General features: G+C 70.2%; 14 protein-coding genes and 1 pseudogene. 12 read left to right on the plus strand and 3 right to left on the minus strand.

The genetic code is table 11. The features are described 5' to 3' along the window. Positions 1 to 173 (plus strand): crossover junction endodeoxyribonuclease RuvC (locus AC01Y6_RS08165; protein WP_476671073.1); only part of this gene is annotated, 173 nt, incomplete at its 5' end. Between the two features lie 56 nt (positions 174 to 229). Here the strand turns inward: AC01Y6_RS08165 and AC01Y6_RS08170 are convergent. The 3 genes from AC01Y6_RS08170 to carH are packed head-to-tail and all read right to left on the minus strand — an operon-like array spanning position 230 to position 2,536. Next, on the minus strand, positions 230 to 1,093 hold the full coding sequence (locus tag AC01Y6_RS08170) for a complex I NDUFA9 subunit family protein (protein WP_476671063.1): 864 nt from the start codon (positions 1,091 to 1,093) through the stop codon (positions 230 to 232). A 1-nt stretch (position 1,094) separates the two neighbouring features. Continuing rightward, a complete protein-coding gene (gene ldrP, locus AC01Y6_RS08175; RefSeq protein WP_347240241.1) occupies positions 1,095 to 1,682 on the minus strand; it encodes a transcriptional regulator LdrP in 588 nt (195 codons plus the stop codon). Then, on the minus strand, positions 1,679 to 2,536 hold the full coding sequence (gene carH / locus AC01Y6_RS08180) for an HTH-type transcriptional repressor CarH (RefSeq protein ID WP_476671064.1): 858 nt from the start codon (positions 2,534 to 2,536) through the stop codon (positions 1,679 to 1,681). Before carH ends, ldrP begins: the two co-directional genes overlap by 4 nt. 100 nt (positions 2,537 to 2,636) lie before the next feature. On the opposite strand from carH, the gene AC01Y6_RS08185 reads away from it, so the two are divergent. The 11 genes and pseudogenes from AC01Y6_RS08185 to AC01Y6_RS08235 all read left to right on the plus strand — a co-directional run. Next, entirely contained in the window at positions 2,637 to 3,482 is an 846-nt protein-coding gene (locus tag AC01Y6_RS08185; protein ID WP_476671065.1) for a phytoene/squalene synthase family protein, read from the plus strand. After that, entirely contained in the window at positions 3,482 to 4,768 is a 1,287-nt protein-coding gene (gene phr, locus AC01Y6_RS08190) for a deoxyribodipyrimidine photo-lyase (protein ID WP_476671066.1), read from the plus strand. Before AC01Y6_RS08185 ends, phr begins: the two co-directional genes overlap by 1 nt. Before the next feature lie 9 nt (positions 4,769 to 4,777). Then, positions 4,778 to 4,957, plus strand: a complete 180-nt coding sequence (locus AC01Y6_RS08195) for a hypothetical protein (protein WP_347240237.1) — start codon at positions 4,778 to 4,780, stop codon at positions 4,955 to 4,957. A gap of 9 nt (positions 4,958 to 4,966) precedes the next feature. Further along, entirely contained in the window at positions 4,967 to 6,139 is a 1,173-nt protein-coding gene (locus AC01Y6_RS08200; RefSeq protein WP_476671068.1) for a cytochrome P450, read from the plus strand. Beyond that, on the plus strand, positions 6,136 to 6,834 hold the full coding sequence (locus AC01Y6_RS08205) for a lycopene cyclase domain-containing protein (RefSeq protein WP_476671070.1): 699 nt from the start codon (positions 6,136 to 6,138) through the stop codon (positions 6,832 to 6,834). Before AC01Y6_RS08200 ends, AC01Y6_RS08205 begins: the two co-directional genes overlap by 4 nt. Positions 6,835 to 6,838: 4 nt before the next feature. After that, positions 6,839 to 7,513 (plus strand): 1-acyl-sn-glycerol-3-phosphate acyltransferase, encoded by a 675-nt coding sequence (locus AC01Y6_RS08210; protein WP_476671071.1) that lies wholly within the window; start codon positions 6,839 to 6,841, stop codon positions 7,511 to 7,513. After that, positions 7,510 to 8,532 carry a glycosyltransferase family 2 protein gene (locus AC01Y6_RS08215; protein WP_476671072.1) on the plus strand — a complete coding sequence of 341 codons (1,023 nt, stop codon included), beginning with the start codon at positions 7,510 to 7,512 and terminating at the stop codon, positions 8,530 to 8,532. Before AC01Y6_RS08210 ends, AC01Y6_RS08215 begins: the two co-directional genes overlap by 4 nt. Before the next feature lie 109 nt (positions 8,533 to 8,641). After that, positions 8,642 to 8,902: a type II toxin-antitoxin system prevent-host-death family antitoxin gene (locus AC01Y6_RS08220; RefSeq protein WP_428720329.1), complete on the plus strand. Its 261-nt coding sequence runs from the start codon at positions 8,642 to 8,644 to the stop codon at positions 8,900 to 8,902. Beyond that, positions 8,899 to 9,315 (plus strand): type II toxin-antitoxin system VapC family toxin, encoded by a 417-nt coding sequence (locus AC01Y6_RS08225; RefSeq protein ID WP_347240290.1) that lies wholly within the window; start codon positions 8,899 to 8,901, stop codon positions 9,313 to 9,315. Before AC01Y6_RS08220 ends, AC01Y6_RS08225 begins: the two co-directional genes overlap by 4 nt. A gap of 174 nt (positions 9,316 to 9,489) precedes the next feature. Next, positions 9,490 to 11,058, plus strand: coding sequence for a phytoene desaturase family protein (crtI, locus tag AC01Y6_RS08230; protein WP_347240230.1), 1,569 nt, complete (start codon positions 9,490 to 9,492; stop codon positions 11,056 to 11,058). Beyond that, positions 11,055 to 11,164 (plus strand): annotated as a pseudogene (locus tag AC01Y6_RS08235) (type 2 isopentenyl-diphosphate Delta-isomerase); the annotation flags it as partial. The gene crtI and the pseudogene AC01Y6_RS08235, both read left to right, overlap by 4 nt.

An 11,164-nucleotide genomic window follows, 5' to 3' on the forward strand; every position in this document is an offset into this window, starting at 1 on the left:
TGAAGCAGGCCCTGGCGGGCCACGGCCACGCCCCCAAGGAGGAGGTGGCCCTCATGGTGCGGGGCATCCTGGGGCTGAAGGAGCCCCCTAGCCCAAGCCACCTGGCCGATGCCCTGGCCATCGCCCTCACCCACGCTTTTTACGCCCGGATGGGGGCGGCGAGGCCCCTCTAAACCCACCCCATCTGGCCTGCGCCGACATGAAGGCTTGGGGAAGGACCTCCTTGGCCTTAGCAACGGAGGTACCCGGGGAGGACCTCCTCCAGGGCCTTGGGGGCGGGGAGGAGGTCCCTTAGGGCCTCGGGGAAGGGGGCGGTGTTCCCCTCCTTCAGCATGAGGTACTGGTCCCGGGTGAGGGGGCTGAAGGGAAGAGGGGAAAGGAGGGGGACGAGGCGGTCCATGAGCCAAAGGGGAAGGGAAAGAAGGGGCTTCCTTCGCCCCAGGACCTTCATCACCAAAAGGAGAAGCTCGCGGAAGGTGTGCTCCTTGGGGCCCACGAGGTCAAAGGTCCCCTCCAGGCCCCCCTCCAAGGCCCCCAAAAAGGCCTCCGCCACGTCCCCCACGTACACGGGCCGGAAGGGGAAACCCCCGTCCCCGATCAGGGGGACGAAGGGCAGAGGGGCGCAGACGAGCCCCTTGAGGATCTTCCCGAAAAACTCGTCCCCGGGCCCGAAGATGAGGCTTGGGCGGAAGATGGCGTGAGAGAAGCCGCTTTGGCGCACCAGGGCCTCCCCTTCCGCCTTGGTGCGGTGGTAGCGGCTTGGGGCCTCGAGCCTCGCCCCCAGGGCCGACATGTGGAGGAGCCGCCCCACCCCGGCCCTTTCCATGGCCCGAAGGAGGTTCCTCACCCCCTCCACGTGCACCGCCCGGAAGGTCTCCTCCCCCTCCCGGATGATCCCCGCCAGGTAGATGGCGGCCTCCATCCCCGTTAGGTCCGGCACCTCCCGGGTAATATCCCCCAGGACCAGAACCGCCCCCGGGGGAAGCTCCCGAGGCCTCCGCGCCAGGACCACGGGGGTGTGGCCCCGCTTCAGGAGGAGGGCCACCAGGGCCCGCCCCACGAACCCCGTGCCCCCAACCACGAAGACCCGCATCCTAGGCGGCCTCGAGGGCGCTTTGGGCCTCCTCCTCCAGGGCCCTCAGGTCCAAGAGGTAAACCCGGCGGTAGGCGGTGGCGATGAGGCCCTGGTGGCGGAGGTCGGAGAGGATCTTGGAGACGGACTCCCGGGTGGAGGCGGTGGCGTCGGCGATCTCCTCGTGGGAGGCCGTGACGTAAAGCCCCCTCTCGTCCCGGAAGGAGGCCGGGGTGTCCGCCAGGAAGAGGAGGTAGCGGGCGATGCGGGCCTTAAGCTCCCCGGTTTGGAGGTGGGCTTCATAAGCGTGGACCCGGCGCATCTGCCGGGCGAGGTTTCTGGCCACCTGGTGGAGGGCCTCGTGGTCCATGGCCTTGGGGTCCAGGCCCTGGACCACGGCCTCGGTCATGGCCTCGGCGGTGTAGCGGTAGCGCTTGCCCTCCAGGGCCTCTTCCCCGAAGTAGTCCCCGGGAAGGACGTGGCGGAGGGTGAGGAGGCGCCCGTCCGGGAGAAGCTCCACGATGCGCACCAGGCCCTCCTCCAGGCGGTAGAGGGTGTGGGCGTTCTCTCCCCTCAGGTAGATGGTCTCCTTGCGGCCGAACCTCTTCATGTTCCCTTCCTTTCTCCCTCTTCGGGGCCATGGAGCTCCTCGGCGAGGGCCTCGAGGCCCTCCACGAACCGCGCGCCGAGCCTTTCGGCCTCCTCGGGGCTTGCCCCCTGCCCCCCCAGGTAGACCCTGGGGGCAAGCCCCGCTAGCGCCCCGTCGGGCAGGGCCCTTAAGGGCTCGGCGAGGAGGGCGGAGAGGACCGCGGCCCTGGCGCCAAGCCGCTCCCCAAGGCGCTTGAGGTCGGGAAGAGGGGTGTCGGGGCCCAGGTAGAGGGCGGGCAGGCCCCGCCGCCTGAGGCCGTAGGCCACCAGCATGGCCCCGATCTCGTGCCGCTCCCCGGGGGGCGTGGTCACGAGGACCGGAGGCCCCGGAGGGAAGCCCGAGAGGTCCAGAAGCTCGTGGAGCCGGGCCCGGAGGAAGGTGGTGGCGAGGTGCTCCTCCGCCACCCCCACCTCCCCCTTGTGCCAGGCCTCCCCGACCCGCCGGAGAACCGGCACGAGGAGGCGGCCCAGGGCCCCCTCGGGACCGAGGAGCCTCACCCCCCTCCGGAAGAGGGCCTCGGCCCCCGAGAGGTCGGCCTCGAGGAGGGCCCGGTAGAGGGCCTCGTCCAGGGCCTCGGCGGGGGCCTCCTGGGCGAGGTAGCGGCGGATGGCCGCCTGCGGGGTGGCCCCCTCCTCCAGCCAGCGGCGGATGGTCTTCAGGGCTTCCACCTCCTCGAGGCGGTAGAGGCGGTGCCCCCCCGGGGTGCGCTCGGGCCGGGGAAAGCCGTAGCGGCGCTCCCACTGCCTCAGGACCTCGGCGGAGAGGCCGGTCATGGCCTCCACCTCGGCGATGGTGAACACCCCGGCGCGGGTCATGCTCAAAGCTTACCCCGTCGTATAGGTTTTGTCAAGGCCTTGTCCATATGTGGCCGGGGCAAAAGTCCCGGGCCCGTGGTACCCTGAAGCTGGAGGCGTTATGGAACCCGACTGGCGGGCCCTTTCTCAGCTGGTGCGCGCCCACTCCGCCACCTTCTACCTGGGAAGCCTCCTCTTCCCCAAGGAGGAAAGGAAGGGGGCTTGGGCGGTCTACGCCGCCTGCCGCCTGGGGGACGAGGCGGTGGACGGGGAAGGAGGGGGGGAGGAGGCCCTCGCCCGCTGGTGGGCGGGGGTGGAGCGGGCCTACGGGGGAAGGCCCAAGGAAACGTGGGAGCAGGGCCTGGCCTGGGCCCTGGAGCGCTGGCCCATCCCCCTGGAGGCTTTCCTCCACATGCGGGAGGGCTTCCAGACCGACCTCGGCCCGGTCCGGCTCCAGAGCGAGGCGGAGCTCCTCACCTACTGCTACCGGGTGGCGGGCACCGTGGGGCGGATGATGGTCCCCATCACCGGAGGGGGAAAGGAGGCGGAGGCGCAGGCCATTCGCTTGGGCCAGGCCATGCAGCTCACCAACATCCTCCGGGACGTGGGGGAGGACCTCCAAAGGGACCGGGTCTACCTGCCCCTGGACCTCTTGAAGGTCCACGGGGTGGAAGTGGAGGACCTCCGGGCGGGGCGCGTCCCCCCGGGCTACCCTGCCCTGATGCGGGCCTTGGAGGGGAAGGCCCGGGCCCTCTACCGGGAGGGGCTAGAGGGGCTAAGGCACCTCCGGGTGGGCCGGGCGGCCATCGCCCTCGCCGCCTTCCAGTACCAGGGCATCCTGGACAAGCTACGACGTTCAGGCTACGACAATCTAGGAAGGCGGGCCCACCTCAAGGCCTGGGAGCGGGCCCTCCTCCTGCCCCGGGCCCTCCTCGCCGCCCGCCTTCCCCCGGGGGAGGCCCTCTGATGGGCCGGGTCCTGGTCTGGCACCGGGGGGACCTGCGTCTTTCCGACCACCCGGCCCTCCTTCAAGCCCTCTCCCAGGGGACCCCGGTGGGCCTCGTGGTCCTGGACCCCAACAACCTGAGGACCTCCCCGAGGCGGCGGGCCTGGTTTCTGGAAAACGTCCGGGCCCTCCGGGAGGCCTACCGGGAGCGGGGCGGGGCCCTTTGGGTGCTGGAGGGCCTTCCCTGGGAAAAGGTGCCGGAGGCGGCGAGGCGGCTTAGGGCCAAGGCCGTCTACGCCTTAAGGAGCTACACCCCTTACGGCCGCTACCGGGACGGGCGGGTGAGGGAGGCCCTTCCCGTCCCCCTTCACCTCCTCCCCGCCCCCCACCTCGTCCCCCCCGACCTCCCCCAGGCCTACCGGGTCTACACCCCCTTCGCCCGGCGCTTCCAGGGGGTGGAAGCCCCCCTCCCCGCCCCCCTGGCCCTGCCCCGGGAGGAGGAGGAAGGGGAGGTACCCAAAGGCCAAAGCGACGTCCCCCTCCCCGAGCCCGGGGAGGAAGCGGCGAGGGAGAGGCTACTGGCTTTCCTGGAGGCCAAGCTCGCCCGCTACGCCGAGGAGCGGGACCGGCTGGACGGGGAGGGGGGCTCGAGGCTTTCCCCCTACTTCGCCCTCGGGGTCCTCTCCCCCAGGGAGGCCGCCTTCCTGGCCCTGGCCCAGGGGGGAGAGGGGGCGAGGAAGTGGGTCTCCGAGCTCCTCTGGCGGGACTTCTCCTACCACCTCCTCTACCACTTCCCCTGGATGGCGGAAAGACCCCTGGACGCCAGGTTCCAGGCCTTCCCCTGGCGGGAGGACGAGGGGCTCTTTGGGGCCTGGTACCGGGGGCAGACGGGCGTCCCCCTGGTGGACGCGGCCATGCGGGAGCTCCACGCCACGGGCTTCCTCTCCAACCGGGGGAGGATGGTGGCGGCCCAGGTGGCGGTGAAGTACCTCCTCCTCCCCTGGAAAAGGTGCGAGGAGGCCTTCCGCCACCTCCTCCTGGACGGGGACCGGGCGGTGAACCTGCAGGGGTGGCAGTGGGCGGGGGGGTTGGGGGTGGACGCCGCCCCCTACTTCCGCCTCTTCAACCCCACCCTGCAAGGGGAAAGGCACGATCCCGAGGGGAGGTGGCTAAGGCGCTGGGCCCCGGAGTACCCCTCCTACGCCCCCAAGAACCCCGTGGTGGACCTGGAGGAGGCGAGGCGGCGCTACCTGGCCCTGGCCAAAGAAGTGGGCCAGGCCACCCTTCCCCTCGAGGGTCCCGAATAAGCTTGAACCATGTTCCGGGTACGCGACCCGCAAAAGGTCCTCAGGCAGATCACCCTCCTCCGCTACGGCATGGCCCTCCTCTTTCTCGCCCTGGCCCTCTTCCGCCCGGAGAAGCTCCTCTTCCTGGGCCTCGCCCTCTTCGCCTTCCTCATGGCCCGCTCCGGGTACTGCCCCCTGGTGCGCCGATAAACTGGACCCATGAAGACCCTTTCCCCCAAGGAGGCCCTGCCCCACCTCAGGCGCCTCCGGGAAGACCCCTTGGGCGTTCTCCTGGAGTGGGGCCGGGCCCACCCCAGGCTCTTCCTCCCCCTCCCCGGCCTCCCCCTGGCCCTGGTCTTTGACCCGGAGGGGGTAGAAAGGGTGCTCCTCGCCGAAGGGCCCACCAAGGCCACCTTCCAGTACCGGGCCCTCGCCCGCCTCACGGGGAAGGGCCTTCTCACCGACTGGGGGGATAGCTGGAAGGAGGCCCGGAAGGCCCTCAAGGACCCTTTTTTGCCGAGGGCGGTGCGGACCTACCGGGAGGCCCTAAAGGAGGAAGCCGAGGCCTTCTTCGCCCCCTGGCGGGGGGAGGAGCGGGACCTGGACCGGGAGATGCTCGCCCTCTCCTTAAGGCTCTTGGGGCGGGCCCTCTTCGGTAAGCCCCTCTCCCCTACCCTGGCGGAGCACGCCCTCAAGGCCCTGGACCGGATCATGGCCCGCACCCGAAGCCCCCTCGCCCTCCTCAACCTCAAGGAGGAGGCCCGCTTCCAAAGGGCAAAGGCCCTGCTCTACCGGGAGGCGGAGGGCCTGGTCGCCCACCCGCCCCTGAACCGGCTCCCCCGGGAGCGGGCCTTGAGCGAGGCGGTTACCCTCCTGGTGGCGGGCCACGAGACCGTGGCGAGCGCCCTCACCTGGTCCTTCCTCCTCCTCTCCCGCCGTCCGGACTGGCAGGAAAAGGTGGCCAAGAGCGAGGAGGCGGCCCTCGCCGCCTTCCAGGAGGCCCTGAGGCTCTACCCCCCGGCCTGGATCCTCACCCGCAAGGCGGAAGCGCCCTTCCCCCTTGGGGAGGCGGTCCTCCCCCGGGGCACCACCCTGGTCCTCTCCCCCTACGTGACCCAGAGGCTTTACTTCCCCCAAGGGGAGGCCTTTTCCCCTGAGCGCTTCCTGGGGGAAAAGGGCACCCCCTCGGGGCGCTACTTCCCCTTCGGCCTGGGCCAGAGGCTCTGCCTGGGGCGGGACTTCGCCCTCCTCGAGGGCCCCCTCGTCCTCCAGGCCTTCTTCCGCCGCTTCCGGCTTGACCCCCTCCCCTTCCCCCGGGTCCTCGCCCAGGTGACCCTGAGGCCCGAGGGCGGGCTTCCCGCCCGGCCCCGGCTAAAGGAGGCGCGGGCGTGACCTACCTGCAGTTCCACCTGGTCTTCCTCCTGCCCCCCCTTCTCCTCCTCCTCCTCTGGGCGAGGCCCAGGCCCCCTAGGCTTTGGGCCTACCTCCTCATGCCCCTCATCGCCCTCCTCTACACCACCCCCTGGGACAACTACCTGGTGTGGCGGGGGGTCTGGGGGTACCCCGAAGGCAGGGTCCTCCTCCGCTTGGGCTACGTGCCCCTGGAGGAGTACCTCTTCTTCCTCCTCCAGCCCCTCCTCACCGGGGCCTTCCTCCACCGGGTGGCGGGGGCTCCGCCCCCTCCTTCCTTGGGGCTTCCCCGGGTGATGGGCGGGGGGCTTTGGCTCCTGGTGGCCGCCCTTGGGGTCCTCCTCCTCGCCCTCGAGGGGCGGTACCTCTACCTCGGGCTCATCCTCGCCTACTTCGCCCCCGTCTTCGTCCTCCAGTGGGCCTTCGGGGGGGACCTGCTTTGGGCCTGGCGGCGGGCCCTCCTCCTCGGGGTGGGCCTTCCCACCCTCTACCTCTGGGGGGCGGACCTCTTCGCCATCCGGGAGGGCATCTGGTGGATCTCCCCCCGGTACACCCTAGGCCTCGGGGTTTTGGGGCTTCCCCTGGAGGAGATGGCCTTCTTCCTCGGCACCAACCTGGCCGTGGTCCAGGGCCTCCTCCTCGCCTGGCACCCCGAGGCCCTGAGGCGCCTAAGATAGGCCTGTGCGGGACCTCTTTGACCGCCTCAAGGACCGCCCCACGGGAAAGGCCTTGCGCTTTTTCGTGGAGGCCCTCCTCCTTCTGAGCCTCAAGAGGAGCCTCCGGGGGGTCTACCTCCGGGGGGAGGCCCCGGGGGGCCCCCTGGTCCTCGCCCTGAACCACCACAGCTTCTTTGACGGCCACCTGGTGTGGCTTCTGGGGAGGCTTTACCGGAGGCCGGTGAGCCTCCTCGTGGCCGAGGAGAACCTCAAGGCCTTCCCCGTGCTCAAGCTCGCGGGGGCCCTCGAGGCGGGAAGGGTCCGGGAGGCCCTGAGGAGGCTTGGGCGGGGGGAGTGGGTGGCCCTCTTCCCCGAAGGGGCCATGGCCTACCCCGGGGCCCTCCGCCCCTTGCGTCGGGGGGCGGGCTGGCTTGCGGGGAAGGCGGGGGCGCCCCTCCTCCCCGTGGCCCTAAGGGTGGTCCTCCGGGGCTACGAGCACCCCGAGGCCTTCCTCCTTATGGGAAAGCCCCTCCTTCCGGGGGAGGACCTGGAGGGCGCCCTGGGCGGGCTTCTCGGGGACCTAGACGCCCTCCTCGCCAAGACCCACCCTCGGGAGGTGCCGGAGGGCTTTCGGGAAGTGCTCCGGGGAAGGCGGAGCCTGGAGGAACGGATTCGCCCTCTGGTGAGGCTTCTCCCATGACGGGGGACTTCTTCTTCGGGGTCTTCCTCTTCCTCCTCCTGAGGTGGCTCGCCCTCCTCTTTAACCTCCTCGCCTTCCCCCGCCTAAGGCCCCGCCCCACCCCCCCATGGCCCCGGGCCTCCCTCCTGGTCCCGGCCCGGAACGAGGCGGAAAACCTAAGGAGGACCCTCCCCGGCCTCCTCCGGCAGGGGGCCCTCGAGGTCTTGGTCCTGGACGACCTCTCGGAGGACGGCACCGCCCAGGCGGCCCTGGAGGTGGCGGGGCACCACCCCGGCTTCCGCCTCCTCCGGGGCGCCCCCCCGCCCCCGGGCTGGACGGGGAAGAACTGGGCCTGCTTCCAGCTCGCCCAGGAGGCGCGGGGGGAGGTCCTGGTCTTCACCGACGCCGACGTCCTCTGGGAGGAGGGGGCCTTGGGGGGGCTTTTGGCGGCCCTGGAGGGGAAGGAGATGGTCTCGGCCCTCCCCAAGCAGGAGGTGGGCCCCTTGGAGGGAATCCCCGTGGCCTTCGTGATGAACGGGCTCTTCTCCTTCCTGCCCCACCCCCTTCTGGAAGGCCTACGGGTGGCGAACGGCCAGGTCCTGGCCTTCCGGAAGGAGGCCTACCTCGCCTCCGGCGGGCACGGGGCCGTAAAGGGGGAGGTCTTGGAGGACGTGGCCCTGGCGAGGCGGGTGGAGGCCTACGGGCTTTTCCTGGGCGGGGGGCTCTTCCGGGTGCGCATGTACCGGGGCTACGGGGAGGCGGTGGCGGGCTTCGCCAAGAACTTCCTGGAGGTTCACCTCAAAAACCCCGCCCTTCTCCTGGGCTCGGCCTTCTACCACCTCGCCCTCTACACCCTGCCCTGGGCCTTCGGGCGGTGGGAGCTCGGGCTCATGGGGCTTCTGGAGCGCCTTTGGGTGCAGTGGGCCCTGGGGGGACCCCTCTGGCCCGGCCTCCTCGCCCCCCTCGCCCCCCTTCTCCTCCTCCCCGTGTACCTGCGGGCCCTCCTCCCGGGGAAGCGCTGGAAGGGGCGAAAGGTGTAGGCGCCGTGCCGACCCGGGCCAGCGTGGAGCCCCGGCGAACCCATGGGGTTGAACCTGGCCGCTCCCGTCTCAACTAGACAGACCGGTCTATTCCGGGTACCCTGAAAGCGTGAAGGCCGTTTGGCAACTCCAGGAGGCCAAGGCCCGCTTCTCGGAGGTGGTGGAGCGGGCCCTAAAGGGCGAGCCCCAGCTCGTCCTCCGCCGGGGCAAGAAGGCGGTGGTGGTGCTGGACTGGGAAACCTACGCCCGGCTCGTCGGGGAGGAGACCTCGGCCCTCGAGGCCCTGAGGCCCCCTAAGGCCCTTCCCAACGAGGAAGTGGAAGCCCTCTTCCAAAGGCCAAAGGCGGGCTTCCGGGAGGTGGAGCTCTGAAGTACCTCCTGGACACCAACGTGGTCTCCGAGCCCCTCAAAAAGCGCCCCCATCCCAGGGTGCTCGCCTTTTTGCGCCAGCTCAGGGTGGGGGAGGCGTACCTCTCGGCCCTGACCCTAGGGGAACTCGCCCAGGGGGTAGCCCGGGCCCCGGAAGCCCGGCGGCCCACCCTCGCGGCCTGGCTTTCGGAGCTGAAGGAGAGCTTCTCTGGGCGGATTCTCCCCTTGGATGCCGAGGTGATGGAGATCTGGGGGGAACTCACGGGGAAAGCCCTGGTGGAGGGCAGGCCTCTTTCCCCTCTGGACGCCATGCTGGCCGCCACGGCCCTCCGGCACGGCCTGACCCTGGCCACACGAAACGCCGAGGACTTCCGCCACCTCCCCGTGCCCCTCCTGAACCCCTGGGAAGTGTGAGGGCAAGCCGCGCCAGAAAGGCTTTACCTTCATGGGAAGAAGCCCCTCCGCCTCCTAAGGGGATGGGCGCCCTCTTCGCCAGCAAACCTCCCCTGACCCTCCCAGGCCCGGGAGTAGGTCCTTTGTGGGCCACGCCCAACTTTACAAGCGGAGCGGCCTGGTAAACTCCTCCCCATGCGCGCCGTGGTCATCGGAAGCGGGGTAGGGGGGCTCTCGGCGGCCATCCGGCTCGCCGCCATGGGCCTCGAGGTCCTGGTCCTGGAGAAGCTCCCGGGGCCCGGGGGAAGGGCTTTTGTGCACCGGGCCCAGGGCTTCACCTTTGACATGGGCCCCACGGTGATCACCGTCCCCCCCTTCCTGGAGGACCTCTTCGCCACCGCCCCAGGCAACCCCAGGCTCTACCCCGACTTCCCCGAGGAGGAGGGGCTAAGGCACACCGAGCGCTACGTGAAGCTCGTGCCCTTAGACCCCTTCTACCGCCTCCACTTCCCAGACGGCACCCACTTTGACTACAAGGACGACCCCGAGCACCTGAAGGGCGAGATCGCCCGCATCGCCCCGGAGGACCTCGAGGGCTACCGCCAGTTTGAGGCCCACGCCCGGGCCCTCTTCCAGAAGGGCTTTTTGGAGCTCGGCTTCACCCACTTCGGCGGCCTCCTGGACCTCCTCAAGGTGGCCCCGGACCTCCTCCGGCTGGACGCGGTGCGGCCCCTCTTCTCCCTGGTCTCCCGCTACTTCAAAAGCCCCAAGACCCGGCAGATCTTCTCCTTTGAGTCCCTCCTCATCGGGGGAAACCCCCTAAAGGTGCCCGCCCTCTACGCCATGATCCACTTCGTGGAGCGCCGCTGGGGGGTGCACTTCGCCATGGGGGGGACGGGGGCCTTGGTGGCGGGGCTCGTGCGGAAGCTCGAGGAGCTCGGGGGAAAAATCCGCTACAACGCCCCCGTGCGCCGCATCCTCACCAAGGGGCGCCGGGCCGTGGGCGTGGCGCTCCAGGACGGGGAGAAGATTGAGGCCGACCTGGTGGTCTCCAACGCCGACTACGTCCACACCTACGGCGAGCTCCTCGCCCCCGAGGACCGCACTTTTAACGGCGACTGGCGCCTCAAGCGCACCCGGCTTTCCATGAGCCTCTTCGTGGCCTACTTCGGCTTCAAGGCCCGGGGGGACGAGGGGGAGAGGCTCCGCCACCACAACGTCCTCTTCGCTCCCCGCTACGAGGAGCTCCTCCGGGACATCTTCGGGCGCAAGGTCCTCCCCGAGGACTTCGCCCACTACCTCCACCTCCCCACCCTCACCGACCCCTCCCTGGCCCCCCCGGGCCACCACGCGGCCTACACCCTCATCCCCGTGCCCCACAACGGGAGCGGCCTGGACTGGGGAAGGCTCAGCCCCCAGTACCTGGAGAAGGCCCTCCGCTACCTGGACGAGGCGGGCTACCTCCCCGGGCTCATGGACCGCCTGGTCTACACCCACTTCATCACCCCGGACTACTTCCAGTGGACCCTGAACAGCCACCTGGGCAACGCCTTCGGCCCCGAGCCCGTGCTCTGGCAGACGGCCTCCTTCCGCCCGAAGAACCGCTCCGAGGACGTGCGGGGCCTCTACCTGGTGGGCCAGAGCTACCAGCCGGGGGCGGGCCTGCCCAGCGTGATGATGTCCGCCAAGATGACCGCCCGGCTCATCGCCCGCGACCTGGGCCTGGAAAGGGCCCCCAAGGGGATGCGGGAGGGCCTTGCGTGAACCTGAAGGAAAGGAAGCGGAGGCACCTCGAGGCCTGCCTGGAGGGCGATGTGGCCTTCCAGAGGACCACCACGGGGTTTGAAGGCTTCCGCCTCCGCTACCAGGC

Source organism: Thermus sp. (assembly GCF_056332225.1).

Coding starts and splice junctions, on each gene's coding strand:
- AC01Y6_RS08200 (WP_476671068.1), top strand. CDS start 4,967: ATGAAGACCCTTTCCCCCAAGGAGGCCCTGCCCCACCTCAGGCGCCTC.
- crtI (WP_347240230.1), top strand. CDS start 9,490: ATGCGCGCCGTGGTCATCGGAAGCGGGGTAGGGGGGCTCTCGGCGGCC.
- AC01Y6_RS08195 (WP_347240237.1), top strand. CDS start 4,778: ATGTTCCGGGTACGCGACCCGCAAAAGGTCCTCAGGCAGATCACCCTC.
- ldrP (WP_347240241.1), bottom strand. CDS start 1,682: ATGAAGAGGTTCGGCCGCAAGGAGACCATCTACCTGAGGGGAGAGAAC.
- AC01Y6_RS08185 (WP_476671065.1), top strand. CDS start 2,637: ATGGAACCCGACTGGCGGGCCCTTTCTCAGCTGGTGCGCGCCCACTCC.
- AC01Y6_RS08215 (WP_476671072.1), top strand. CDS start 7,510: ATGACGGGGGACTTCTTCTTCGGGGTCTTCCTCTTCCTCCTCCTGAGG.
- AC01Y6_RS08170 (WP_476671063.1), bottom strand. CDS start 1,093: ATGCGGGTCTTCGTGGTTGGGGGCACGGGGTTCGTGGGGCGGGCCCTG.
- phr (WP_476671066.1), top strand. CDS start 3,482: ATGGGCCGGGTCCTGGTCTGGCACCGGGGGGACCTGCGTCTTTCCGAC.
- carH (WP_476671064.1), bottom strand. CDS start 2,536: ATGACCCGCGCCGGGGTGTTCACCATCGCCGAGGTGGAGGCCATGACC.